Consider the following 26,408-nt stretch of genomic DNA (forward strand, 5'->3'; position numbering starts at 1 on the left):
CGAGCGTTAAGCGAGCTTGTCGCCGATGAGGAACTGCATGGCACGATCCAAGCGGATCTGCGGAAGGTCACCGGACCGGCCGAGGGCATCGGCCTTCACCAAGGGTGGTCGAAACCGGGGGAAGCGCAGAGAACCCGGTGGCACTGCGCCTTCCAGGACCGCTTCCGGCCGCTGCGGCAGTTCCCCCGGGAAGATCGCCGCTTCACTCAGGCCGTCGAAAACGTCATCGCCGACCGTTTCACCAGCTTCTGGTGTCCCGGATACCGCGCGGAGTTTCTCGTCGCCATCGTGGATTGTCGTCTCCCGCGTGGCCCGGACGGAAGCCAGTGCCACCGTCCCGACCCGGGCGCCGGCCGCCTCGGTTCGCCGCATCGCACGCGACACCAGGAGCCGCAACAACGCGTCGAGCCGGTCATGGCTGGTCTGATGCAGATGATCCGCCTTGGTCGCGGCGAACAGGATACGCTCGGCGCGGGGCGCGAACAGGCGCGACAGGATGGTGTTGCGACCGATGCGGAAGGTGAGCAGCACTGAGTCCAGCGCTTCCTCCAGTTCGGCGAGGGCCGCCGGCCCGGCGTCGACGGCAGCAAGCACGTCGACCAGGACGATTTGGCGATCGACACGCTGGAAGTGATTCCGGAAAAACGGCTCCACCACCTTCGCCTTGTAGGCTTCGAAGCGACGTTCCATCAGCCCGGCGAGGCTGTCGGAAGGCAAGGTCTCCGGGAGACGGTCGAGCGGCGCGAAGGTCAGCGCCGGCGAACCTGCCAAGTCGCCCGGCATGAGGAACCGTCCTGGCGGCGTGGTCGCGACCGCTTCGGGGCCAGCCCGTAAGGCTGACAGATAGGTCTTGAAGGCTGTGCTGGCATGCTCGGCCACGACCTCGTCGAGGGGCGCCAGTGGATCGAGGCCCTTGAGGGTTTCGAGCCAGGGTCCAGCCATCGCGGCACGTCCACTGCGCCGTGTGCCCGCAATCGTCGCCCGTGACCAGGCGGTGTAGGTCTGGTCGATCAGCGCAAGGTCGAGGAGCCATTCTCCCGGATAGTCCACCACGTCGAGCATCAACGTCCCCGGCCCGGAACGCCAGGAGCCTGCGCGCTCGTACTCGATGGCCAGACGGAACTGGCTGATCCGGTCGGTGGAGCGAGGCCACAGGCGCTGCTCGATCAGCGCTGCGTAATGCTCCTCATAGGGGAAGCGCGGGATATCGTCGTCCGGCTGAGGCACCAGGCGCGCCCGGCGCAGCCGCCCTTCATGCGCGGGTGCGAAGGCGGGCAAAGCATGCGCTTCCACGAGATGATGGATCAGCGCAGTCGTGAACACGGTCTTCCCCGAACGCGCCAGTCCGGTGACGCCGAGCCGAAGGGTCGGCTGGATCAGAAGATCACTCGACGCTTCGGCGAAGGCCTTGACCGCGGAACCCGCGCGCGCGGCAAAGCTGTTCATGGCAACCTGTTCATGGCGTAACGGTGCTTCCTGAGACGGCGATGCGAAGAAAGCGCCGAGCGTGGCGTTGAGGTGGCGGCCGGCCCCGATCAGCGCAAGACTCGGCGTGAAGACGGTCCTGGTTGCTCGTATGGTTAGGGCGGCGAGACCGCAATTGCCGAGTGTGTATTCACGTTCATGCGAGCGATGGCAGCCCCCACCAGGGTTGGGCTGGCACGCAGAGTTCCAAGTTCGACGCTCGACATGGCGAGCATGACAGGCTGTAGATTGATCAGTGGCTGCCCCTCGGGACCGAAGAGCTTGAGGTCGTCTTCGACCTTCAGGCCGACGCTTGCGGCGATCCGAGCGGCATAATTCCGTATCCGCGTCTCATCGTTCCCGCAAAGCGGTGTGGGCGGGCTGAGATCCAGGAGGTTAGAGCCTGCCACGATCGGCGGCAGCTGAGCAGATTCGATCACGAAACGCTCTTGCAGCCCAATATCCGACGCGACACGGGATGGAGAAACCGGAGTCAGGCGCCCCTTCTTCTTCATCGCCCCCTTCTCCGCCGCCCTGTTGCCAGGCACAGACTGACCGAGAACGGCAGCGGGTTCCACGAGCAGGACCGATGGCTTTGCAATCAGTGTGGAGGGCTTAACGAGAAGCTCGGAGTGCCTGACCAATAAGCCGCTTTGTGGCGCTTTCGGACGGGCCATCCGAGCCAGGGGGGACCAGGGCTGGACGCGGAGCGGGCCGCCTCGACTGGTATTCGCGGGCCGCGACGCGCCACCGCGCGGATGCCGGGCCAGGAACCGGGCCCGCAGCGTTCGCTTGATGCCGCGCGGTGCGAGGTCGGTGGCGACCTTGGTCGATGGTACACGTCCAGCAAGAGGAGCGCCGCCGATCCGACATTCCGCCGGCGCCCAGCGTCTTACGATCGATAGGGCCGTACGGCGTCCGTATTCGCGATAGTAACGACGCAGTAACTGCGCAGCGGCGTCTGCCCCATCACTGGCGGTCGCGAAGCCCGTATGCCCCTCGGTGTCACCGCCGATTTCGCCGGACCAGCGCGCGCGCTTGATGCACCAGTAGTTGTTCAGCTTGACGCAGCGCGCCACAAAGGCGGGGGCTGCGGTGGCGTAGCGCGCGACGAGCGCGAGGGACGTCGGCTGGAGGCTGGCCCCGGCCTCGAACTGCCAGTTGGAAACGACGCGCGTTTCAGCCTCGTATACCGGAAGGACGCGTGGAGGTGGCGCCAAACGGGCGCTCAAGTTCGCGACATTCTTCGACACGCTTCGCACCGGCCCTTCGAGGCCCGGCAGCAACGTTGTGAGAACGAGAAGCGTGGTGAGGAGCACGGGATCTGCGAAGCTTGCCGGGGACCAGTGAAACGAGCGGCGGACGGCAAGGGTTCAATCCGACGGCAAGGGTTCAATCCGCCCGCACCCGTTCAACCGCGCGCGCTTGGCGCAGCCGCTCCCACTGCGGGCCGCCCGGAATCAATCGTCGATGTCGAGATCCTTCGGCGCGACGAACCGATCCAGGCGACCGGTGCCGGAGCCGATCGCGCTCCAGCGTGCCGCGTCGAAGTCGATCACCGCGACGGCCGCGGTCGGAAACTCCAGCATCAGGCGCTTTCGACCCGCTTTGTCGCCGGTGCCGGCCAAGCGCAGTGCGAGTTCCTGAAGCCCCGGGTTGTGTCCGATCATCAGGAGGCTTCCGGCCTCGTCGGGAGTCGCCTGCACCACCGCGAGAAGCGCGGAGTCCGGGGCCTCGTAGATCGACGCGACGATCTTCGGCTCCGGACCCTTCAGGACGGTCTGGACGGCGTCCCAGGTCTGGCGGGTGCGCAGCGCCGGCGAGACGACGACGGCATCCGGGGTCAGGCCTTCCGCGACGAGGTAGGCGCCCATGCGCGGTGCGGCCCGCTGGCCGCGCGGATTGAGCGGACGGTCCAGATCGGTCACCCCGGGGGCGCGGTCGGACTTGGCGTGACGCAGGAGGATCAAGCGACGCATGCGGGGAGCAGCTTTCGGCGCGAGGAGAGGACGGGATCCGGGATCGAGGGCTGCCGAGAACCAGAATCCCGTCCTGGTCCGGCGCCGTGCCCATGCCCGACGGCGTTGGACGTCAGCCGCCGCGCTGATCCCGGCGCATCATGAAAGCGAGCTTCTCGAAGAGGCTGACATCCTGCTCGTTCTTCAGGAGCGCGCCGTGCAGCGGCGGGATCAGCTTCCGGCCATCGCGCTCGCGCAAGGTCTCGGGCGTCACGTCCTCGGAGACGAGGAGCTTGAGCCAGTCGAGCAGTTCGGAGGTCGAGGGCTTCTTCTTCAGGCCGGGGACCCCGCGGGTCTCGAGGAAGACGCGCAAAGCCTCCTCCACGAGGCGGTGCTTGATGCCGGGGTAATGCACCTCGACGATGGCCTTCAGCGTCTCCGCATCGGGGAAGGTGATGTAGTGGAAGAAGCAACGGCGCAGGAACGCGTCCGGCAGTTCCTTCTCGTTGTTCGAGGTGATGATCACGATGGGGCGCCGCTCGGCCCGGATCGTCTCGCCGGTCTCGTAGACGTGGAACTCCATCCGGTCGAGTTCGGTCAGGAGATCGTTCGGAAACTCGATGTCGGCCTTGTCGATCTCGTCGATCAGCAGCACGGGCCGCTCGGGGGCCGTGAAGGCCTCCCACAGCTTGCCCCGCCGGATGTAGTTGCCGATGTCGGACACGCGCGGGTCGCCGAGCTGGCTGTCCCGCAGGCGCGAGACCGCGTCGTACTCGTAGAGACCCTGCTGCGCCTTGGTCGTCGATTTGACGTTCCAGGTCAGCAGCGGAGCGCCGAGGCCCTTGGCGATCTCCTCGGCCAGGACGGTCTTGCCGGTCCCCGGCTCGCCCTTCACCAGGAGCGGCCGTTCCAGCACGATCGCGGCATTGACCGCCGTGGTCAGGTCGGAGGTCGCGACGTAGTCGGCGGTGCCGGTGAAGCGCATGGCGGAACTCGCGGGAGGGGGGCCGGAAACAGGACGCGGACACGTCCGGGTTAGTGCGCGGCCGCCATCCCCGCAAGGCACCCGGCGCAGCCGAGATGGGACGATGCGCCTTGAGAGATCAGCCGTTTCGAAGCGCTGACGATCTCAAGCATCTTGGTGCCTCAAGCGGCTTGCTGCCGAGAGCGTCTCGCCGTTCAGGGCGTCTTGCCGTTCAGAGCGTCTTGCCGTCGTGCCAGACGCAGTTCGACGCGAGGATGCCGAGGTTGACGTCCGATTTCTGCGGCTGCGGCAGGGTCTTGCCATCCATCGCAAGGTCGATCTTGATCTCGACCTGGCCCTTCTGCTCGTTCTGGCGGCGAGAGAAATAGCAATATTGCTGGAACGGCTGCTCCTCGTTGGCGCGGAAGTTCCAGCCGGTGACGATCTGGCCATCCATGTAGGGCACCTGCTTGAACACCGTGAAGGTGGTGTTCACGGGAGCCTTCGAGGCGGGCGCCGCATCGGCGCCGAGCTGGGCCTTGGTCGGAGTCGGAGCCCCGCCGGCCTTGGGCAGGCCGCCCTCGAGCTTCAGAACGTTGTCGGTCAGCGTGACCTCGCCCTTGGTCTTCAGCGTCACATCCGAGAGGGCCGCCTGCATCGCGGCAGCGATCTTCTCGGCCGCCGAGTCGAACTGGTTCATATAGGCGTAGCCGTAGGATGCCGCGCCGATCCCCATTCCGGCGAGGAGCGTGAAGGCCCCTGCCCCGAGGGCGCGGAACAGGAAGGCCCGCGCCGCGATGATCCGCGCTTCCGCCCGCAGGCGGCCGTTCACGCTCTGGGCGAGAACGACATTCTCCGGCGTGCCGGGCGTGTGAATGCTCATGCGCCGGCTCCCGCGCTGACGGCCTGGGCGGGCGGGCGCCGATCCATCGGGATCACCGCGCCGCCCGGCGCTGCGGCCGGGGCCGGGGCCGGGGCCGGGGCCGGGGCCGGGGCCACCACCGGGGCGACGCTAGCCGCCGCAGGCTGCACCGCCGCTTCCTCCGGAACGGGGCGCGGCTGGGTCAGCGCCATTTCCTGGCGTAGGGCGTCCGTGATCGAATCCAGCATGTAGGGCGTCGCCGCCGGATCGACGGTGGCGCCGAGATCGTCCTCGTCCATGAAGGTCTTGCGCACCGACACGGCGCAGAGGGCGAGGATCGTCGACGCGAAGGCGGCGCAGAGGGCCGGCACGAACACGAAGATCCGCAGGAAGGCGTGGACCTGCGCCTCGCTCACGTCGATCGGATCGACGCCGTAGACCATCGCGGTGAAGGAATGCAGCTGCGATCGGTTGACCGAATTGCGGTAAGCCTGCTCGGCATCGGCGACCTTGCGCTCGGCGGCGCCGCGGTCGAGTTCGCCGCGCGCCTTGCGGGCGTCCTCCAGCAGCTTCATCACCGCGCCGCGGTCCGTACCAGCCTTGGCGACGCTGGCATTCAGGGTCGCGGTCCGCGGATCGGTGACGCACTTCATGTTCGAGTAGCGCTGGCCCCGGCTGTTGGTGCCGTAGACGCGTTCGCAGCGCTGCGGCGGCAGGCCGGCGAGCTGGCTGGCATTCTCGGCGCTGCGTTTCTCGATCTGATCCAGTTCCGTCGTATATTGGGCCACCCGAGCATCGGCCGCGGCGATCCGGTTGTCGATCGTCCCGCGATCGGCCTGGGCATCCTTGAGCGCCGTCTTGGCTTTCGCGGCATCCATCAGGCGGGGGTGGAACATCATCTCGCCGAGCTGCGACACCGATTTGGTGGTCACGCCTGCCGCGAAGATGATGCCGACGATCGCCAGCATTCGGATCACGTACGAGCGCTGCGTCCGCGCCAGGATGCCGAGGGGGACGCGACACAGCTCCACCGCCGCATAGACCAGCGGTGCCAGGAGCATGAAGTAGAACGCCTTGGAATCACCGTCGCTGTAGACGCCCGCGAACAGCCAGGCGCCCCAGAGCGACGCTCCGATCACCATGAACTCGACGAGGTAGGCGATCGAGACGTAGCCCCACTTGATGCGGTAGCCCTTCTCGATGTGTCGCTCGTGGGTCCAGCGCTCGGATTCCCGGCGCCATTCGCGGGCTTCCCGCTGCACGTCCCGGTTGGGCGGCGTCTTTCGCATGGGGCACTCGTGTCTCGAAACGCGCCATCGCGCGCTTCACCGTTCGTTAACGCTTCGCCTTATGCGCGCATTGTGCCGTTTTTGCGCCGCATCAGAGACGCCGACGGTACGGTCGCCCCCATTCCAATTGCCGCAGCCAGCCAATTCGTGATTTCGCGCCCCGTGCACGGTTGCGTCGACCGGTCGCCAGCGGCCATGGTCCTGCGAGGAATCGTGCTGCGAAGAACCGTGCGGCGAGGAACCCGGCCGCTCTCCGCGACGCCGCCCGGCGGTTCCGCGCTTCAGGAGACATCTCGAACCGATGACGGACGTGCACGCCGGCTCCTACAAGGAAGCGATTCTGTTCCTCGTCACCGCTGGCGTGGTGGTGCCGCTGTTCCATCGCCTGCGGATCAGCCCGGTCCTCGGCTTCATCGGAGCCGGCGCCCTGCTCGGCCCCTTCGGTCTCGGGCGCTTCGCCGAGACGTATCCCTGGGTTTCGACCTTCACGATCGCGAACCGGTCGGAGATCGCCCATCTGGCGGAATTCGGCGTCATCTTCCTGATGTTCATGATCGGGGTCGAGCTGTCCTGGGAACGCCTGCGGACGCTGCGCCGCCTGGTCTTCGGCCTCGGCTCGATCCAGGTCCTGGCCTCATCGGCCGTCATCGGCGCCATCCTGTTGTCGCTCTCGGTTCCCCTGGCCGCCGCGATCATCGTCGGCCTCGCCCTGGCCCTGTCGTCGACCGCCGTGGTCCTGCCGGTCCTGGCCGACCAGAAGCGACTGAACACGCCGGCGGGCCGCGCCAGCTTCGCCGTGTTGCTGTTCCAGGATCTCGCGGTGGCCCCGGTGTTGTTCGCCATCGCGGTGCTGGGCCGCAACGACGGCTCCGACGTGGGCGGCGCCCTGGCCCTCGCTCTGGGCCAAGCGGCCATCGCCATCGTGGTGATCGTGGTGGTGGGGCGTCTCGCCCTCCGGCCGCTGTTTCAGCTCGTCGCCCGGACGCGGTCACCCGAACTGTTCATGGCGGCCTGTCTCCTGGTCATCATCGGCACGGCCGTGACCGCGGCGGCGGCCGGCCTGTCGATGACGCTCGGCGCCTTCGTCGCCGGCCTGCTGCTGGCCGAGACCGAGTATCGCCGCGCCATCGAGGCCACGATCGATCCGTTCAAGGGCCTGCTCCTCGGCGTGTTCTTCGTCTCCGTGGGCATGAACCTCGATCCGGCCCATCTGATGTCGGCGCCCGGTGCCGTGCTGGGGCTGGCGATGGCGCTGATCCTGATCAAGGGCGCGGTGATCGTCGCGGCCGCTCGCTTTCTCAAACTCTCCCGATCGGTGGCCATCGAGGCCGCCCTCCTGCTCGGACCGGGCGGCGAGTTCGCCTTCGTGCTGATCGGCGGGGCGCTCGCCGGTGGGCTCGTGCCCGAGGAGGTCGGACAGGCCGCCCTCATCGTCACCACCGTGACCATGATCGCGATTCCCGCCCTCGCGGTCGTCGGCCGGCGCCTCGGTAAGCGGTTCACCACCGCGCAGCTGGGTCGCGCCCGGGCCGAACCAGTGCCCGATCGCCAGCAGAACCGCGTCATCATCGCCGGCTATGGCCGGGTCGGCCGCCTCGTCGGCGAGATGCTGACCCGCCACAAGATCCCGTACCTGGCGCTCGACGCGGATGCCGCCCGGGTTTCGGAACACCGCCGCCTCGGCAACCCGGTCTATTTCGGCGATTCGGCCAATCCCGAATTGCTGCGGCGCTGCGACATCGCCAATGCGCGGGCGCTGGTGGTCACGCTGGATACGCCGCGTGCCGTCGAAGCGGTGGTCGAGGCGGCCCGGGCCGAGCGGCGCGACATCACCATCGTGGCCCGGGCGCGCGACGCCCGCCACGCGACCGCCCTCTACGAAATGGGTGTGGACGATGCGGTCCCGGAGACCATCGAGGCGTCGCTGCAACTCTCCGAGGCGGTCCTCGTCGATGTCGGCGTGCCGATGGGCCTCGTGATCGCCTCGATCCACGAGCGGCGCGACGAGTACCGGGCGATGTTGCGGAAGAAGGAGACCGAGGTCCGTCCTGCGTTCCGGGCGCGCCGCACCGTCGGCAAGGGCCAGGAGGGACGGGAGACGCCGGCCGTCGCAGACGAGTCCGCCATCAAGCCCGCGATCAAGAGCGCCTGAGACGCATGCGGGCGGACGAATCACTCAGAGCAGGCGGCCCTGCCCGCGCAGGGGCATCATGGGAGCCGGCAGCACGGTGGCGCCCGCCGACGGCGACGTGCCGCCCGGAGCGGTCTTGAGCGCGGGCGGAGGTCTCGGAGTGGCAGGCTTCAGGGCGTCGGGCGGCTTCGGGGTCCGCTGTTTGGCCCGGCGCACGGGCGGATTCAGGCTCGGGTCCATGCCGGGCGCGTAGCTACAGCGATACACGATCTCGTCGGGCGGCCCGAGACCGGTGTCGAGCGGGATGGTCACCGTATCGTCGTTGAACCGCCATTTGCGCGTGCCCTTGTCCCAATACAACCAGATCGTGGTCGGGTGGCCCTGGACCGAGAAGATCGCCGCCTTCTTCGAGACGGCCCGGATGGTGCGCGGCTCGTACATCCCCTTGGCCCGATAGGCGTCGGCGAAGGAGGCGGGCTGGCGATCGATGAAGGTGTTGCGCACCACCTGAATCGTCGCGCCCGGCTCGGACAGGAACCGTTTGAAATCGCTCAACGAGCGCAGCGCGAGCGCCATGTCGGTCACTCCTTTACTCTACCCAAAGACCATGCGCCCTGACGACTTGCCCTGACTTGCACGAGACCGTGGGACCAAGATGTTCGATTCAGATGACAAGTCCTCTCCGCCGGAATAACCTCCCACAGGAGCTATCAACAGAAATTCCGGGTTATACCCAGTTTAACCTATGTCAGTCGGCCCGTCGCGCCGGCCGGGCGGCCCCTTGACCCCGGGCATCGCTTCCTCCGTTGTCGTCCCATGCTGCTCCAGTTCTTCACCGCCCTGCGCGAGGCCAAGGTTCCGGTCACCCTCCGGGAGTTCCTGACCCTGCTCGGTGCCCTGGACCGGGATCTGGCCGAGAAGCGCGTCGAGGAATTCTACCTTCTCGCCCGGACCGCCCTGGTGAAGGATGAGCGCAACCTCGACCGGTTCGATCGCGTGTTCGGGACCGTATTCAAGGGTCTCGAAACCCTCGGCGAGGCGACGGCCCCCGCAGCGATCCCGGAAGCCTGGTTGCGCAAGCTCGCGGAGAAATACCTGACGGAGGCCGAGAAGGCGGAGCTTCAGGCGCTCGGCTGGGACAAGCTGTTCGAGACCCTCAAGCAGCGCCTGGCCGAGCAACGCGAGCGGCACCAGGGCGGCAACAAGTGGATTGGGACCGGCGGCACCTCACCCTTCGGGGCCTACGGCTACAATCCCGAGGGCATCCGCATCGGCCAGGACGGCAACCGCAACTTCCGCGCGGTGAAGGTCTGGGACAAGCGCACCTTCAAGGATCTCGACGACACCGTCGAACTCGGTACCCGCAACATGCGGGTGGCCCTGCGCCGCCTGCGCCGCTTCGCCCGCACCGGCGCGGCCGAGGAACTCGATCTCGACGGCACCATCCGGGAGACGGCGGCGAAGGGCTATCTCGACGTGAAGCTTCGGCCCGAGCGACGCAATGCCGTGAAGGTTCTGCTGTTCCTCGACGTCGGGGGCTCGATGGACGGGCACGTGGCGCTCGCCGAGGAGCTGTTCTCCGCCGCCCGCTCGGAGTTCAAGCATGTCGAGCACTTCTATTTCCACAATTGTCCCTACGAGCGGGTCTGGCGCGAGAACCGCCGGCGGCACGAGGAGACGCTGCCGCTGCTCGACGTGCTGCGGACCTACCCGCCGGATTATCGCGTGGTCTTCGTCGGCGATGCCTCGATGAGCCCCTACGAGATCGCCATGGCGGGAGGCTCGGTCGAGCACTGGAACGAGGAGCCCGGCGCGGTCTGGCTCGGCCGCATCCTCGAGCGGTTCCCCAGGGCGGTCTGGCTCAACCCGGTGCCGCCGGAGCACTGGGCCTACACCCAGTCGATCGGCATGGTGCGGCGGCTGGTGGGCGACCGCATGTTCCCCCTCAACCTCGAGGGCATCGACGCAGCCATGCGGGCGCTGATCCGATAGGGTGACGCCGGAACGTCGAATCGGTTCGGGAGCGGGAGGCTGACGGATGCTCGACCGGATGCCGGAGGGCGGGTTCGCCCCCCTCGTCCCGGAACTCGATGTGACGGATCTCGGACGAAGCCTCGCCTTCTGGTGCGAAGGCCTCGGTTTCGACATCGCCTACCAGCGCCCCGAGAACGGCTTCGCCTATCTCGAGCACGCGGGAAGCCAGGTGATGCTGAACCGGATCAACGGCGCCTGGGAAACAGGTCCGCTCGCCCGACCGTTCGGACGCGGCATCAACCTTCAGATCACCATGCGCGACATCGACCCGATGCTCGAACGCCTCGCAACGCTCGGTTGGCCGCTCTTCCGACCGGCGCACGAGGCCTGGTATCGGGTCGGAGCCCGGGAGGTCGGTTGCCGGCAGTTCCTGATCCAGGACCCGGACGGCTATCTGCTGCGATTCCAGGAAAGCCTTGCGGTCCGGCCGGTCAGCCCTGTCGTGCCGGGGTCGTCACGCTGAGCCCGTCGAGGTCCGGCGTGATCCGGATCTGGCAGCACAGGCGCGAGGTCGCGCGCACATCGGAGGCGAAGTCGAGCATGTCCTGCTCCATCGCCTCGGCGGGGCCGACGACCTCCGCCCAGGCCGCATCGACGTAGACGTGGCAGGTGGCGCAGGCGCAGGCGCCGCCGCACTCCGCATCGATGCCCGGGACGTTGTTGCGGATCGCCGCTTCCATCACGGTCGATCCCACGTCGCCCTCCACGGTCCTGGCCGTTCCGGCATGGTCGACGTAGGTGATCTTGGGCATCGGGGGCTCCGGGCTCGGACAACGCGTAGAACAGCCGGTTGTGCGGCGCATCGCCTGCCTTGAAGGGGCAGGCCTCCGAATGCAAGCGCGCTCGCCGGCCGGCTGAGGATTCTTGCGCTTACGCCGCAGAGGCCGCCCCGTTCCATCGGACCTCCGCGACGCGACGTCCGCGTGCCGATTTCAGAAGGTTGCCGGCAGCGCCGCGAGGGTGTCAGCCACCGCTTCCGAGAGCGCCTCGGTGGAGACGGCGGCGTCTCCGGCCCGCAGGGCGTCCTCGACGGCACTGGCCCGCGCGGCGACCCGTCCGGCGCCGACCCCGAGGGCCGACCCCTTGAGGGTGTGGGCGAAATCGGCCCGCTCGCCCACGGGACGCGCCGCCTCACCGATCAACGGCAGGAGACGACGGCACTGGTCCGCGAACAGGCCCAGCAGTTCGGATGCGAGTTCGAGATCCCCGAAAGTCTGGCGCGCCAGGAACTCGCGGTCGATCAGCATCGCTGCGTCGGTATCCGGCACGTCGGGTCCTTCGGCTTCCGGGGATCGAACGAGACCGCGCCTGTGCGCCCTCCCGGCTATCCACAGCTCAGGCTCGGGGCCGTTCGCTTCCGTTTAAGCGTTGAGGCATCATGCGGAAAGACGACGGAGCGGCGCCGGCCCCTGGCTTGGTAACCATTCCGTTAAGGTTTTTTGGGCGCCGCGGCGGGCTCGGGTATCCGAGCCCTGTGCCGAAGTCTAAAGTTCCTTGGTAAATTGGTAAAAGTAACCTTGATCGCCGGGTGCGGCCGGCGGTCGGGATACGCGTAACGAGGCGTTGTATGGCCACGGAAAAGAAGCTCAAGGACCCGGCCGAGGCGGCTTTGTCGGCGATCGAGCAGGCTCTCAACCTCGACGCGTTCGCCCAGGGCGACGACGCATCGCGGGTCGAGCCGCGGCTCCCCGACGTCGGCGACGGCGATCCTTTGCGCGATCCCACCGGACGCCTGGCTCCGCCCCGCCTCGATCTCGACCAGCCCCTGGCTTCCGACCTGCCGCCGCCGGACCGGAACCGGCCGCGCCGGGAGGGCGGCCTGCTGCCGCCCGACCGCTCCATGGTCGCCAACGACGACCGGCAGAACATCGGCATCCTGCAACAGACCCTGCGTGTCCGTCCGTCGGGCGCCCCCTACCTCGTCGCGGCGGGCGCCGGAGCGCTCTGGATCGCCGGCCTGCTGGGTCTCGCCTGGAGCCAGTCCGGCGGTGATCTGCGCGGCTTCTTCCAGGGCCTGACCGCGATCCAGAGCGCCGTTGCGGCGACGACGCTGGTCGGCCCCGTCGTCCTGTTCGCCATCATGGCCATGCTGGCGGTCCGCGCCCAGGAAATGCGCCTCGTCGCCCGCGCCGTGGGCGAGGTCGCGATCCGGCTCGCGGAGCCCGAGAATTTCTCCACCGACGCGGTGCTCACCATGTCGCAGACGGTCCGTCGCGAGGTGGCGGCGGTCGGTGACGGCGTCGAGCGGGCACTGGCGCGCGCCGGCGAGCTCGAAACCCTGGTGCGCGGCGAGATCGCCACCCTGGAGCGTGCCTATTCCGACAACGAGATCCGCATCCGCTCCCTGGTCGACGAGCTGATCGCCCAGCGGGAATCGATCATCGCCAATGCCGAGCGCGTCCGCGGGGCCATCACGGGCACGCATCAGAGCCTCACGGCGGAGCTCGACGGCGCCGCCGAGCGCATCGTGTCGGCGGTGAACGGCGCGGGCGACCGGGTCACCACCGCCCTGGACGCGCGCGGCGAAGCGATCACCTCGGCGCTCGGCGAGCGCGGCGACGCGATCACGGCGGCCCTCGGCGAGGCCGGCGACCGCGTCGTCGAACTGGTCTCCGGCCGTGGCGACGATCTCGTTCAGCGCCTGGCTTCGACCAGCGAGGGCGTGCGCGGCAGCCTCGCGGAGGTCGGCACGGCCCTGACCCAGTCCCTGGAGACCCGGGCGGAGGAAGTCACCCGCGCCTTCGAGCGCACCGGCGGCATCCTCACCACTACGCTGGCGGAAAACGCCGGGCAGGTCGCCCGTACCCTGGCCCAGACCGGCTCCGAGGTCATCGAAGCCCTCAACCGCCAGGGCGGCGAGGTTCGCGAGACCTTCGAGCAATCCACCCGCGGCCTGGAAAACGCGTTCCTCACGCGCGGCTCCGAATTGACGGCGCAGTTCTCCAACACCGGCGGCGAGATCACCGCCCGCTTTGCCGAGACCGGCGCGGCCCTGACTCAGGAGATCACCGCCCGCGGCGCCGCTCTGCGAAGCGAGATCGAGACGGCGGGCACCGAGGTGTCGGACCTGATCGAGACCCGGGGCCGCGAGGCCCAGGCCAGCCTCGCCCTGGCGGCGAGCGCCGTGGTCGAGACCTTCGCGAACCGCGCCGAAGGCGTGCGCGACGACCTGATGCGGTCGGTGGAGAGCATCGCGTCCGGCATCGACGATCACGGCGGGACCCTGGCCGGACGCATCGAGACGGCGGCGGAACGTCTGCACGAGACCATCACGGTCCATGGCTCCGAAATCTCGAACCTGTTCGAGACGCGCGGCCGCGACACGCAGGCGGGGCTGGCCCTCGCGGCGAGCGCCATCGTGGAGACCTTCGGCACGCGGGCGGACGCCCTGCGCGAAACCCTGCTCCGGTCCGTCGAAGGCATTGCCACCGGCCTCGACCAGCATGGCGGCGCCCTGGCCAACCGCATCGAGTCGGTCGCGAACCGACTGCATCAAACGGTCTCCGTCGAGGGGCAGTCTTTGGAAGCCACCCTCGGCGCCACGGGTGATCGGGTCAGCGATCTCATCCGCCATCGGACCCAGGAGGCGACGGAGGTTCTCGACGGCGCCCTGAGCGGGCTCGGTCAGGCCTTCGAGACGCGGACCCTCGGCGCCCTCGAAAGCCTGCGTTCGACCGCCGCGACGCTCGACGAGCAGATCGGCAGCCGGACCTCGGAGGCCGCCGAAACCTTCCGGCGCAGCGCCGAAGAGACCACCGTTTCCCTCGGCGCCAGCACGACCGAAGCCTCGCAGGCCCTGCGTCGCGCCTCGGCGAGCGCCACGGGCGAACTCGAAGCCCGCACCGTCGAAGCCGTTCAGATCTTCGAGAACCGGCTTTCCGCCACCTCGGCGGATCTGGCGGCTCGGACGGCCGAGGCCGCCGAACTCCTGCGCCATGCCGCCGATAGCGTCGGCGGCGCCGTGGGCGCCCGCGCGACGGCTTCGATCGAGGCCCTTCGGACCACGCTCGACGCGGTCAACGACGAACTGGTCCGGCGCGCCGAGGAAGCGGCCGGCCTGATCGCCCGTGCGGCCGATGGTCTGGGCGGCGATCTCACCGCCCGGGTTCGCGACGTCGAATCCGCCTTCGGAAGCCATGGCCAGACCCTCGGCGAGCTGATTGCCGCCCAGGCCCAGGAGGCTCAGGCCCAGCTCGCGAATACCGGCCGTGACATCGTGCTGGCCGTCACCGCTCAGGGGGCCCGCGTCAACGATGCGCTGAGCCAGACCGGTGCGAGCTTTGCCGACACCACCGAGACGCGTGTGCAGGCCATCGACCGCGTTCTCAACGATCGGCTCGCCACCCTCCAGGAAACCATCGCCCGCGGCGACATCCTCGCCGACCGCATCTCGCGCGACACCGCCGCCCTCACCGAATCCGTCTCCGGGCGGCTGGAGGAGATGGACCGCGTCATCACCGTGCAGGGCAACGCCGTCGCCGACCGCATCGCCGAGCGGACGCGCGAAGCGCAGGCGGCCGTGGAAAGCCAGCTCGGCGCCCTCGAGGAGCGTTCGAACCGTCGCTCCACCGAGATCGGCGAGACCTTCGCCAACCTGGTGGCCCAGATCGACGGCCATCTCGGCGGCCGCGCCACGGCCCTCAACGAAGCGCTGATCGTGCGCACCGCCGAGATGGCGCGCGTCATGGTCGAGAGCGGCCGCGACCTCGTCCAGACCCTCGATGCCCGCGCCGACACCATGGCGCTCGATCTCGCGCAGCGCAGCGCCGATCTCGGCGACGTGCTCGGCGAGCGCTCCGCCGAGATCGCCCGCCGCCTCGACGAGCAGACCCTCGAATTGTCCCGCCGCCTCGAGGAGGGGGCCGGGCGCTTCGATGCCGGCGTGCTCGGGCGCCTGGAGGCGATCGGTACCGCGCTCGAAGAGCGCAGCCGCCTGATCGAGGAATCCTTCGGGGCGCAGGCCTTCGAAGCGATCCGCCTGATCGAGAGCCGCACCCGGGCCGTGGACGAGGATCTCGCCAACCGCACCCGCGAACTCGTGGACATGATCGTCGCCCGGACCGACGGCGCCAACACGGCCCTCGACACCCAGGCCGGCGCCATCCGCCAGGCCTTCGCCGAGCGCGCCGACGAACTCGTCCGCCTCATCGACGCCCGTACGGCGGCGATGGGCTCGGAGCTCGACGAGAAGGGCCGGGCCGTGTTCGGCGCCCTCGGCGGCCGGATCACCGAACTGGCGCGCCTGTTCGATCTCGGCAGCAACTCGCTCGGCGAGGTGCTGGAGCAGCGCGGCGAGTCGATCCTGGCCCGCCTGCGCGAGATGGTGGCGGAGGCGGATCGCCAGCTCACCGACGGCGAAGGCCGCCTCGGCTCGACCCTGGATCGCCGCACCCTCGACATCAGTTCGCTGCTCGACGAGGGCGTTCGCACCGTTCACCAGCTCCTCGACGACCGGACCGGCGAGATCCGCGCTCTGCTCGACACCCACGCTAACAGCCTGGGCTCCAGCTTCAGCGACCGCCTCACTCCGCTGCACGACACGCTCGATCAGCGTGGCCGCGCCCTGGTCGACACCATCACGGCGAGCCTCGGCAGCGCGGCCGAGGCCGTGGAGGCCCGCACCCAGGCCCTGGCCACGCTCTTCGAGGAGCGCATCGAACACCTCGACGAAGTGGTGGATCGCCGTGGCGGCACCTTGTCCGACGCCGTCGAGGCGCGCACCCGGGCGCTGGCGGAGACCTTCGACCAGCGCATCGGTGCCCTGGACGAACTCACCGATCGCCGCAGCGGGGAGATGGCACAGGCCGTGGACGAGCGGACGCGGGCCCTGGCCAACCTGTTCGACCATCGCATCAACATCCTCGGCCAGCTCGTCGACCACCGCGGCGCGGCCCTGACCGAGACCCTGGAGAACCGGACCGAGATCCTCGCCAATCTCCTGGCCGAACGCATCGGCGCCCTGGATGAGATCATCGGCGGTCGCGGCGCCCATCTGAATCAGGCCCTCGATGCGCGGACCCATGGCCTGCGCAGCCTGTTCGACGAGGTTCTGAGCACCCTCGATTCGGTGGTCGACACCCGCACGGACGCTTTGACCGATCGGGTCGAGGCCCGGACGCGCGGCCTGACGACGCTGTTCGACGAGCGGATCGGCGCCCTCGACCGACTGGTCGACCATCGCACCGGCACGTTGTCGGACGAGGTCGATGCTCGCGCCAAGGCGCTGGTCTCGCTCATGGACACGCGGGTCGAGCACCTCGATCAGCTCGTCGACGAGCGGGCGCGCGCTCTGCGCCAGCAGGCCGAAGCCCTTACCCACACCCTCGTCTCGCTGTTCGAGGAGCGGCTGCGCAATCTCGACCATCTGGTCGAGGATCGGGCCACCTCCCTGGTGGCCCAGACGGACGACCGGACCCGGACTCTCGTCGCGATCCTCGACGAGCGCCTCACCACGCTCGCGCAGGTCGTGGACGGTCGTACCGGCACGCTCACCGACCGGGTCGACGAGCGGGTTCGGCACCTGGCCTCGGTGTTCGATACGCAGTTGCGGACCCTCGACGAGACCGTGGAGCATCGGGCGGACGGTCTCGCGGAGCAGGCCGAGATCCGCGGTCGCGCCCTCGCCACGCTGTTCGACGAGCGCCTGTCGGCCCTCGATGCCCTCGTGGAAGCCCGGGCCACCGAACTCTCCCGCACCATCGACACGCAGGGCAATGCCCTGGTGGAAGCGGTCGACAGCCGCGCCGACGCCTTCACCAGCCGCATCGACAGCCGGATGAAGGTGTTTGCGACCCTCGTCGCCTCGCGCGGCGACGCCCTGGCCTCGGCCTTCGACGATCGCCAGGATGCCTATGCGACCCTGGTCGACGAGCGCACCGCGGCGATGCTCACGGCGCTCGACGAGCGTGTCGCGCGTCACGCCACCCTGGCCGAAGCCCACAGTCAGGCCCTGGCCGCGACGCTCGATCAGCGCAACGAGGCCGTGGCGTCCCTGCTCGACAGCCGCACTGGCGCCATGACGGAGGCGTTCGACCGGCGCTCGACAGCGCTGGCGGGTCTGGTCGAAGCCCGCGGGCAGTCTCTCGCCCGGCGTCTGGCCGAGAGTGCCGAGACGATCACGCGCGCCATCGAGGAGGGCGGCGGCGCTCTCCTCGACACCCTGGACGGACGCGGCAAGGCCGTCGTCACCGCGCTCACCGACCAGTCGGAGCGCCTGCGCGAGATCGTGGACGGGCCGGCGGCGCAGCTGGCCGAGGCTCTGACCCTGCGCGGCGACGCCATCGAGCGGGCCCTGAACGAGAGCGGCGCCCCGCTGGTCGCAGCCATCCGCGAGCGGACAGACGCCCTGGCGGCCCAGTCCCGGGCCTCCGCCGAGGCCCTGCTGTCGGCCATCGACGGCGGCGCGGCGCGGGCGATCGCGGCGCTCACCAACGCCAACGATCAGATGCGCGGCGACCTCTACAAGGTCCTGGAGCGGATCGACGGGGCGAATGACGGACTCAGGGAATTGCTGGCCGGAACGGGTGAAAACCTCGGGCGGATTGAGGCGGGCCTGTCGGGTCGCATCGCCGACATTCGCGAAGGGCTTTCGGCGATCGCCAGCGAGACCGAGCGCGCCAGCACCGGCGTGGCCGAGCAGGTCGCGCAGCTCAAGGCGGTCGCCGAAGGGGCGCTGCAGGATGCGGCGGAGCTGACCGCATCCCTCGACGATCGCGGTCGCGCGCTCAACGAGATCGGCCGCAACCAGGCCGGGATCCTGCGTCAGGCCGTCGGCCAGCTCGAAGGCGCTGCGGGCCAGCTGAAGGGCGCCACCGGCGAACTCGAGAGCGTCGAGGGGCGCCTGGGCGATCGTCTCGCCGAGCGCGAGCGCGCCATCACCGATGTGCTGTCGCGCATCGAGGAGCGCTCCGGGACCTTGGAAGAGCAGACCGCGCGCTTCGACGCCCTGATCGGCCAGACCCTGCGGTCGGCCGAGGCGCGCACGAAGGCCCTCGGGGCCAGCCTGTCCGAGACAGCGACCGGCGCCGGCGCCACCGTCACCCAGGCCTTCGAAGGCCTGCGCGCCGGAGCCGACACCGAGAGCGAGCGGACGGCCCAGGCCGTGCGGACCGCGATCGAGGCGGCCTCGCAGCAGATGATGACCGTCCTGGAGACGGCCTCCAGCCGCTTTGGCGAGTCGGTCTCGGGCCTGCGCGAGATGGCGGCCGAGATCCGGCGCGAGCTCGACGCGACCCGCGCCGATCTCCAGCGCGGCGTCCTCGAGATCCCGCGCGACACGCAGGAGGCGACCGGCGCGATGCGCCGCGTGGTCTCCGAGCAGCTCAAGGCCCTGACCGAGCTGTCCACCCTGGTGCAGAGCTCGGGGCGGGCGGTGGATGCGGTCGCACCGAAAGTCTCGGAGCCGCGACGCCCCGAGGCCCCGGCGCCCGTCCCGGCCGAGTCCGCACCGGTCAAGATCGCGCCGGCCAAGTCCGCGCCCACAAAGGTCGCGCCTGCCAAGGCGTCGGCCCCGGCCCCGGCCCCGGCGAAGCCGGCGCCCGCCTCTCGTCCCGGCCAGTCGATCAACGTCGTCTCCGCCCCGGCGTCCCGGACCGGCGAAGTGCTTCGTCCCGGCACCGCCCCACGCCCGGATGCGCGGGGGTCCGAGAACCGCGGCTGGCTCTCCGACCTGCTGACGCGCGCCTCCCTCGACGACGACGCGGACCCGGAGACGGACGCGCAAGGGCTCGGCACCCAAGGGCTCGGCACGCAAGGGCTGGGCTCGCAAAGCCCCACCGTGAAGGCGACGCCGACCCCGCAGGGCGAGGCGCAGAAGAATGCGGCCGAGCGCGGCCGGACCGCCCTGGAGACGATCTCCAGCGACATCGCCAAGATGATCGACCACCAGACCGCGGTGGACCTGTGGGAGCGCTATCGCCGGGGTGAGCCGAACCTGTTCGACCGCCGCATCTACACGGCGCAGGGTCGGCAGACCTTCGAGGAGGTCCGTCGCCGCTACGCCGGCGACGCGGATTTCCGGCGCACGGTGGATCGCTACGTGGGCGAGTTCGAGCGCCTGCTCGGGGATGTCTCGAAGAACGACCGCGACTCGTCGCGGGCCGATGCCTACCTCACCTCGGAGACCGGCAAGGTCTACACCATGCTGGCCCATGCCAGCGGGCGCTTCGACGGGGCCTGAGCCCCGATCAGGCACGGCCGGGAGCGGCAGCCCCCACCCTCCTCCGGGACGGTGGGGGTTTCTGTTTTTCGAGCCGAGAACCGGGATGCGGCCTTCAGATCAGGCCGAGGCTCGCAAGCTCACGGCGCAGGGGTTCGGGCATCTCGGCGAGGCCCCCGGCGGTGCCGGCATCGAGGTCCGCAGGCGCGTCTTCGGCCTTCAGATAGCGCCAGCCCTGAAACGGCCGGCACGGCCGTGGCGAGACGGCGGTTACGGCGGGCTCGAGGACCAGCCGACACCGGCCGATGCCGTCCGCATCGGTGAACGGCGTGATGGCGGTGACCGATTGCCGGCACAGCAACGTCCCCTTGATCACCCAGTAGATCGAGCCGCGTCCGGCGATGTCGGTGGCCCGGGTCGGCACCATCCGGGTGGTGTGCACCGGCGATGGATCACGCCCCTGGCGCAGCGCGTCTTCGCGATGATGTGCGATCCGCGCTTCCAGCTCCGCGATGCTGGCGGGGCCGACGCAGAGTTTCAGCAGGTGGAGGGTTTGAGGGGCGGCCATGGCGGCGTTGTACCAGCCATCCGGTTTCGAGGCGCGCGCTGGTTGGGGCGCGCGACGCCGCGTCGCTCGGGCCTCTCCGGATTAGGAGAACAGCGCCCGCTTCTCGTCATCGGTGAGCGCGTCGATCTCGGCGAAGGCCGTGGCGATATCGGTTTGGGCCTTCTCCGAGACCTGAACCGTGGGGGGGCTCATCCGGTCGGCCACATCGTCGACCGATGCAACTTGCGGCTGGTCTTCCGCGTCCGGCCGGATCTGCGCGTCGCCGCGCCCCTCATCGGCATCGAGGGGCTTGTCGAACGAGGCGGCGGCATCGGGAAGCCCGGTGCTGAGACCCGAGGCATCCACGTCGGGAGCGTCTCCTTCGGAAGCATCCATCTCGGGAGCGTCCGCTTCAAAGGCATTCAAATCGGAAGCTTCAAGATCGGAGGCTTCCAGATCGGGCACCTCCACTGCATCCGGCTCCCGGTCGGGCTCCATGACGGCATCGGTCACCTCCAGGAAGACGATGTCGTCCGCCATCGGTCCATCCGGCAGAGGTACGGGGGTCGACGCCCTCGGTTCTGCGGCGGAGGTGTCCATCGCGATATAGCGGTCGACATCGCTCTGACAGAGATCGGCCGGAACCTCCGGTGTCGCGGAGCCGCCGGGCGCCGTCGGCACCGGATCGAGCGCATCGCCCCAGATCGCCATCATGGCGGCGAGGCGTTCCTCCAGATACCGCAATGTGTGGATGACGCGGGCGATGCGCTGAGCCGTGAGATCCTGGAACGAGCAGGCGGTGTAGATCGCGGTGGCCCGCCGGTCGAGTTCGTCGCAGGCCGCTGCGTCGGAGCCGGATTCGCGCAGGTTCCAGGCGGTTTCCTGGACGTTCTCGGCGGCACTCAGGATGTCCGAGGTCGCCCGCTCGGTGGAGCGCACGATGGCGTCGAGGGCCGCCGAAGCCCCGCCCAGGCTGCTCTGGTCCTGATCGGGCGACTTGATCGCCGCGATCTCGGCTTTCGTGCGGGCGATGGCATGGGCCATGTCCATCAGGTCGCCGCGGACCCGGCCGATCTGGCTGGTGTCCCGGTCGCTGGTCACGGCAGCCTTGAGCCGGGCGATGGCGTCGAGGAGAATTCCGGTGTCGCTGGTGCGGTTGCGGCGCAGGTAGGCGTCGAGAAACCAGCGCCCACGCTCGCTCTCGGTCATCGCCGCTTCGATACGGTCGTATTCGGAGACGTCGATCGACGTCAGCGATTGGGAACTCGACATCAAGCACTCGTCCTTGCCGGTGCTGTGACCGGCACGTGGTGCCTGGGTCAAAGCCACCGCAGGTTGACAGGATCGTTTTAACGCCGGCTTTACGCAGCTTCCGCCTGACGCGACGTATCCACAGGCCCCCTCGCCCCGATCCGGTCGACTTGTCCGACACCGCCTCTGCCGACACCCGCCAGGCCCATCCGGAGCCGAACGCCGCCCGGCTCTCGGTCCTGTACGCCGTCGTCTTCGTGGAGATCGGCATCGCCATGCCGTTCATGCCGGTCTGGCTGAACGCCCTCGGGCTCGACCCCACCGTCATCGGCGCCCTGCTCGCTCTGCCGATCGCGATCCGCATCGTCTCGACCGCGCCGCTGGTGGGTCTCATCGACCGGGGCATCGCGGCCCCTCGCATCCTCCTGGTCGGGAGCCTCGTCCTGGCGGCGACCTACGTGCTGATGCCGGCGGGGGCAGCGATCGGATGGCCTTTGCTCGCGCTCCTGATCGCGCTCAATGCCGTGGCGGCGGCGCCGCTGGTGCCGAGTATCGATTACCTGACCTTGAGCGCGGTGCGGCGGAGCCAGCACCTCGAATATGCCCGCATCCGCATGGCCGGCTCGATCGGCTTCCTGCTGGCGAACTTCGCGGGCGGTGCCGCCCTCGGGGCGCTGGGCGAGCGCCTGGCGGTCCCGCTCCTGCTCACCGTCCTGGCGCTGATCGCCGCCGCGGTCGTGGTGCTGGCGCGTGTCGATGCTCCACCGACGCCGCCGCCTCACCCGGACGGTGGCCGCCCGCGCCTACCCGGCGTGCTGTGGCTGTCCATCGGGGCCGCCGCGCTGATCCAATCGAGCCATGCGGCGATCTATGCGTTCGGGAGCATCCACTGGACGACCCACGGCATCTCGACGGCCTGGATCGGCACGCTCTGGGCGATCGGCGTGGCATCGGAGATCGTGCTGTTCGCGCTGATCGGCCGCCTTCCGGCGCGCTGGCGCAACCCGTTCGTCCTTCTCGCCCTTGGGGGCGGGGCCGCGCTGGTGCGCGCGCTCGGCCTCGCCTGGTTCGGCGACCGGCTCGGGCCGGTGATCGTCCTGCAGATGCTGCACGGCCTCACCTTCGGGGCGACCCAGCTCGGCGCCATGGCGGCGGTGTCCCGGTTCGCACCGGACGGAGCGCGCGGCCGGGCGCAGGGCACGGTGAGCTCGGCCGGCGCCCTTGCCTCGGCCTCCGCCACGCTGATGACGGGGGTCGCCTATCAGGCCGGAGGCGGCCCGCTCACCTTCGCGCTGATGGCCCCGCTGGCCGGACTCGGCTTGTGCCTCGTGGCACGCGCCGCGCGATCCGCCCGCGCTTTCGGCCTTCACACCACCACGTTTGTGGGCCAGCACACCGGATCGCGGGATCAACCTTGACCGTCCGGTAACCGTACGCGGTGATAGATGATCGCGGCATGGGAGTGCGGCGTCATTGGGTAGAGCCGAGATCAGGACCAATCCGGAAGTGGCCGACGCCGCGTTCCTCGAGAACGGGCATATCGGCCTGTCCGGACGTTGGACCGCCGACCAGGGTGCGGCCGTGGAACGGGCAGCGGCCCGCATCGCCGCCAGCGCCCCGGGCATCACCTTGCTCATAGACCTGAGCCGCGTGGCACGTCTCGACACGCTGGGCGCGTGGGTGCTCGAACGGACCCGGGCCGAAGTCGAGGCCGCGGGCGGACACGTCGCCTATGCCGGGGCCGCACCGGAACATCGTATCCTCCTCAGCGAAGTGAAGCTCCCGGTCGCCGAGCCCGCCCCGGCGTCGCGCGGGCGCATCGCCGGATTCCTGGACGATCTCGGCCGGCGGGTCGTCGGCGCCAAGTCGGACCTCGTCACCGGTCTCGCCTTCTTCGGCGAGGTCGTGCTCGCCTGCATCCGCGTCGCCGCGCGTCCCGGCACCTTCCGTGGCACCGCGCTGATCAATCAGATCGAACAGGTCGCCTTCCGGGGCGTGCCGATCATCGTGCTGATCTCGTTCCTCGTGGGCGGCATCGTCGCGCAGCAAGGCATCTTTCAGTTGCAGCGCTTCGGAGCCCAGAGCTTCGTGGTGAACCTGATCGGGCTGCTCATCCTGCGCGAACTCGGCGTGCTCCTCACCTCGATCATGGTGGCGGGCCGGTCGGGCTCGGCCTTCACGGCCGAGATCGGCTCGATGCGGATGCGCGAGGAGGTCGATGCCCTGCGGGTCATGGGGCTCGACCCGATCGAGATCCTGATCGTGCCACGCATCCTCGCCCTGGTCATCGGCCTGCCGATCCTCACCTTCCTGGCGTCACTCGCGGCGCTGGCCGGCGGCGGCCTGACGGCCTCCCTCTATGGCGGCATGACCGTGGACGCCTTCCTGGCCCGCCTGCAGGCGGCCGTGTCGCTCCATCACGTCGCCGTCGGGCTGATCAAGGCCCCGTTCATGGCTCTCATCATCGGGATCATTGCGACGATCGAGGGTTTCGCCGTGGAGGGTTCGGCCGAGTCTCTGGGGCGCCACGTCACGGCCTCAGTCGTCAAGTCTATCTTCATGGTCATCGTCCTCGATGGACTGTTTGCCGTCTTCTTCGCCGCGATCGATTTCTGAGGCCATGCAGACCGCTTCCGCCCCCCACACGCCGGCAAACGTCAGGACGGCCAGTCCCGGCAAGGTCCTTCCCGCCGAGGCCCTTCCCACCACGGCCAGTCCCGCCACGGCGAGCGCCGCCGCGCCCGAGCCGATCATCCGGGTCCGCGACCTCGTCGTGGGCTTCGGCAGCAAGATCGTGATGAAGGGCCTCGACCTCGACATCCGGCGCGGCGAGATCCTGGGCTTCGTCGGGCCGTCGGGCCAGGGCAAGTCGGTCCTGACACGGACGATTCTGGGGCTGGTTCCGAAGCGGGCCGGCACCATCGAGGTGTTCGGCGAGGACATGGATGGCCTGACCGTGGCCCGCAGGCGGCAGATCGAGCAGCGCTGGGGCGTGCTGTTCCAGCAAGGCGCCCTGTTCTCGGCCCTGACCGTGAAGCAGAACATCCAGATGCCGATGCGCGAGCACCTGGACCTGTCCGAGCGCCTGCTGGACGAATTCGCCCGCCTCAAGATCGAGATGGTGGGCTTGAAGCCGGATGCGGCCGACAAGCTGCCGTCCGAACTCTCCGGCGGCATGATCAAGCGGGCCGCCCTCGCGCGCTCCCTGGCCCTCGACCCCGAGATCCTGTTCCTCGACGAGCCGACCTCCGGGCTCGACCCGATCGGTGCCGGCGAGTTCGACGAACTCGTCGCGACGCTGAAGCAGACCCTCGGGCTGACGGTGTTCATGGTCACCCACGATCTCGACAGCCTCTACACCGCCTGCGATCGCATCGCGGCCCTCGGCGATGGGCAGATCATCGCGCAGGGGACCATCGAGGAGATGCTGGAGAGCGACCATCCCTGGTTGCGCTCCTACTTTCATGGCAAACGCGGACGTGCCGTCGTCACCAAGGGTCCGCATCATGCGCCCGCCTGAGACCAGCGACGCGCGGCGTGTGGCCTCGCACCGCACCAGACCCATCCCGCCAAGGTATCATTGATCCGATGGAGACTCGCGCGAACTACGCCCTCATCGGCGCCTTCACCCTCGCGGTGCTGGTGGCGGCCTTCGGCTTCGTGTTCTGGCTCCAGGGCGGTTCCCGCAGCCAGGTCCGTCAGGCCGTGCGTATCGTCTTCTCCGGCAGCGTCGGAGGCCTCGCCAAGGGTTCGACCGTGGCCTTCAACGGCATCAAGGTCGGCGAAGTCACCGATGTGCGGCTTCTGCCGCAGGACCCGCGCCGCGTCGTCGCCATCGTGGAGGTCGAGCGGACCACGCCCCTGCGTGCCGACACCCGCGCGCGCCTCGACTCGGCGATGCTGACCGGCGTCTCGACGATCTCACTTTCCGGCGGCAACGCCGATGCGCCGGCCCTTACGCCGGGCTCGGGCGATCAAATCCCGACGATCTTCGCCGACAGCTCCGACATCCAGGACATGATGGCGGCGGCCAAGCAGATCGCGCAACGCGCCGACGACGTGCTCCAGCGCCTCGACAAGGTGGTTGCCGGCAACGAGGGCGCGATCAACCGCACCCTGGCCAATGTCGAGGCCTTTTCGAAGACGCTGGCGGATGCCGGCCCCGCCGTCAGCGGTCTCGTCAAGGCGATCGACGGCCAGAAGCTCAATCGCGTCATCGACAACACCGACCGGTTCACCGGCGCGCTCGCCGCCGGCAGCGGCGACATCGAAGCGGCCCTGAAGGACGCCCGTTCCCTGGCCGCCAAGCTCAACGCTTCCGCGGATCGCGTCGACGCGGTGCTCAAGGGCGCGGAAGGCTTCCTCGGTTCGGCCTCGGGCTCCGCCGGGACCAGCACCTTCACCGAAGTGCGCGAGGCCGCGATCTCGGTTCGCGATGCGGGACGCGCGTTCCGCACGCTGTCCGAGAACCTCGACAAGCGCACCTCCAACATCGCCACGAGCTTCAATCGCCTGAGCGGGACGGGACGGCGCGAGGTCGAGGCCCTGTCGACCGATGGCCAGCGGACGCTCAACACCCTGAACCGAACGGTGAAGAGCCTCGAGCGCGACCCTTCGCAGGTGATCTTCGGCGGAAAGCCATCGTTGCCGGAATACAACGGCAACCGGTGATCGGCGTTTTCCGCAGCCGACGGTGCTGCGCCACACGCCACCAATCCTGCGCTAGGTTAGTTTACCGCCACGCCGCGCTC

General features: G+C 69.1%; 19 protein-coding genes. 8 read left to right on the forward strand and 11 right to left on the reverse strand.

The features are described from left to right. Positions 1–6 precede the first annotated feature (6 nt). The 6 genes from ACV7NL_RS22525 to ACV7NL_RS22550 all read right to left on the reverse strand — a co-directional run bounded on the left by ACV7NL_RS22525 (position 7) and on the right by ACV7NL_RS22550 (position 6,537). Positions 7–1,446 (reverse strand): YcjX family GTP-binding protein, encoded by a 1,440-nt coding sequence (locus ACV7NL_RS22525; RefSeq protein WP_463356933.1) that lies wholly within the window; start codon positions 1,444–1,446, stop codon positions 7–9. Between the two features lie 134 nt (positions 1,447–1,580). Continuing rightward, positions 1,581–2,783 carry a hypothetical protein gene (locus tag ACV7NL_RS22530; RefSeq protein ID WP_463356934.1) on the reverse strand — a complete coding sequence of 401 codons (1,203 nt, stop codon included), beginning with the start codon at positions 2,781–2,783 and terminating at the stop codon, positions 1,581–1,583. A 141-nt stretch (positions 2,784–2,924) separates the two neighbouring features. After that, positions 2,925–3,443 (reverse strand): SixA phosphatase family protein, encoded by a 519-nt coding sequence (locus ACV7NL_RS22535; RefSeq protein ID WP_056188441.1) that lies wholly within the window; start codon positions 3,441–3,443, stop codon positions 2,925–2,927. Between the two features lie 112 nt (positions 3,444–3,555). Beyond that, on the reverse strand, positions 3,556–4,407 hold the full coding sequence (locus ACV7NL_RS22540) for an AAA family ATPase (protein ID WP_056188445.1): 852 nt from the start codon (positions 4,405–4,407) through the stop codon (positions 3,556–3,558). Positions 4,408–4,618: 211 nt separating this feature from the next. Further along, complete coding sequence (locus tag ACV7NL_RS22545; protein ID WP_056486603.1) at positions 4,619–5,269, reverse strand: hypothetical protein; 651 nt, start codon at positions 5,267–5,269, stop codon at positions 4,619–4,621. Further along, positions 5,266–6,537, reverse strand: a complete 1,272-nt coding sequence (locus ACV7NL_RS22550) for an ATPase (protein WP_463356935.1) — start codon at positions 6,535–6,537, stop codon at positions 5,266–5,268. Before ACV7NL_RS22550 ends, ACV7NL_RS22545 begins: the two co-directional genes overlap by 4 nt. A gap of 301 nt (positions 6,538–6,838) precedes the next feature. On the opposite strand from ACV7NL_RS22550, the gene ACV7NL_RS22555 reads away from it, so the two are divergent. Then, positions 6,839–8,689 carry a cation:proton antiporter domain-containing protein gene (locus tag ACV7NL_RS22555; protein WP_247636260.1) on the forward strand — a complete coding sequence of 617 codons (1,851 nt, stop codon included), beginning with the start codon at positions 6,839–6,841 and terminating at the stop codon, positions 8,687–8,689. A 24-nt stretch (positions 8,690–8,713) separates the two neighbouring features. Here the strand turns inward: ACV7NL_RS22555 and ACV7NL_RS22560 are convergent, their stop codons facing one another. Next, a complete protein-coding gene (locus ACV7NL_RS22560) occupies positions 8,714–9,244 on the reverse strand; it encodes a hypothetical protein (RefSeq protein WP_244478502.1) in 531 nt (176 codons plus the stop codon). Between the two features lie 240 nt (positions 9,245–9,484). Here ACV7NL_RS22560 and ACV7NL_RS22565 point away from each other — a divergent pair, with 240 nt between their 5' ends. Together ACV7NL_RS22565 and ACV7NL_RS22570 are read left to right on the forward strand one after the other, a co-directional pair. Beyond that, positions 9,485–10,660: a vWA domain-containing protein gene (locus tag ACV7NL_RS22565; protein ID WP_463356936.1), complete on the forward strand. Its 1,176-nt coding sequence runs from the start codon at positions 9,485–9,487 to the stop codon at positions 10,658–10,660. A 46-nt stretch (positions 10,661–10,706) separates the two neighbouring features. Then, a complete protein-coding gene (locus tag ACV7NL_RS22570; RefSeq protein ID WP_463356937.1) occupies positions 10,707–11,165 on the forward strand; it encodes a bleomycin resistance protein in 459 nt (152 codons plus the stop codon). On the opposite strand, the gene ACV7NL_RS22575 is transcribed toward ACV7NL_RS22570, so the two are convergent. Continuing rightward, positions 11,134–11,454 (reverse strand): 2Fe-2S iron-sulfur cluster-binding protein, encoded by a 321-nt coding sequence (locus tag ACV7NL_RS22575; RefSeq protein WP_056188467.1) that lies wholly within the window; start codon positions 11,452–11,454, stop codon positions 11,134–11,136. The genes ACV7NL_RS22570 and ACV7NL_RS22575 overlap by 32 nt on opposite strands. Positions 11,455–11,634: 180 nt before the next feature. Further along, positions 11,635–11,949: an Hpt domain-containing protein gene (locus tag ACV7NL_RS22580; RefSeq protein WP_463357198.1), complete on the reverse strand. Its 315-nt coding sequence runs from the start codon at positions 11,947–11,949 to the stop codon at positions 11,635–11,637. Positions 11,950–12,269: 320 nt separating this feature from the next. On the opposite strand from ACV7NL_RS22580, the gene ACV7NL_RS22585 reads away from it, so the two are divergent. Further along, the gene (locus tag ACV7NL_RS22585) at positions 12,270–19,880 is read left to right on the forward strand and encodes an apolipoprotein A-IV repeat region-like domain-containing protein (protein ID WP_463356938.1); all 7,611 of its coding nucleotides are present in this window, start codon (positions 12,270–12,272) and stop codon (positions 19,878–19,880) included. A gap of 94 nt (positions 19,881–19,974) precedes the next feature. Here ACV7NL_RS22585 and ACV7NL_RS22590 read toward each other — a convergent pair whose 3' ends face one another. Together ACV7NL_RS22590 and ACV7NL_RS22595 are read right to left on the reverse strand one after the other, a co-directional pair. Beyond that, complete coding sequence (locus ACV7NL_RS22590; protein WP_056486589.1) at positions 19,975–20,427, reverse strand: DUF1489 family protein; 453 nt, start codon at positions 20,425–20,427, stop codon at positions 19,975–19,977. A gap of 81 nt (positions 20,428–20,508) precedes the next feature. Beyond that, a complete protein-coding gene (locus ACV7NL_RS22595) occupies positions 20,509–21,678 on the reverse strand; it encodes a hypothetical protein (RefSeq protein ID WP_463356939.1) in 1,170 nt (389 codons plus the stop codon). 149 nt (positions 21,679–21,827) lie between these two features. Between ACV7NL_RS22595 and ACV7NL_RS22600 the strand changes: the two genes are divergently transcribed. The 4 genes from ACV7NL_RS22600 to ACV7NL_RS22615 all read left to right on the forward strand — a co-directional run bounded on the left by ACV7NL_RS22600 (position 21,828) and on the right by ACV7NL_RS22615 (position 26,328). Beyond that, positions 21,828–23,075: an MFS transporter gene (locus ACV7NL_RS22600; RefSeq protein ID WP_463356940.1), complete on the forward strand. Its 1,248-nt coding sequence runs from the start codon at positions 21,828–21,830 to the stop codon at positions 23,073–23,075. 88 nt (positions 23,076–23,163) lie between these two features. Next, complete coding sequence (locus ACV7NL_RS22605; RefSeq protein ID WP_244477034.1) at positions 23,164–24,273, forward strand: ABC transporter permease; 1,110 nt, start codon at positions 23,164–23,166, stop codon at positions 24,271–24,273. Between the two features lie 181 nt (positions 24,274–24,454). Continuing rightward, complete coding sequence (locus tag ACV7NL_RS22610; RefSeq protein WP_348528145.1) at positions 24,455–25,177, forward strand: ABC transporter ATP-binding protein; 723 nt, start codon at positions 24,455–24,457, stop codon at positions 25,175–25,177. A 68-nt stretch (positions 25,178–25,245) separates the two neighbouring features. Continuing rightward, positions 25,246–26,328, forward strand: a complete 1,083-nt coding sequence (locus ACV7NL_RS22615) for an MlaD family protein (protein WP_056188485.1) — start codon at positions 25,246–25,248, stop codon at positions 26,326–26,328. The last annotated feature ends 80 nt before the right edge of the window (positions 26,329–26,408 follow it).

This window comes from Methylobacterium sp. Ger2507 (assembly GCF_055231875.1).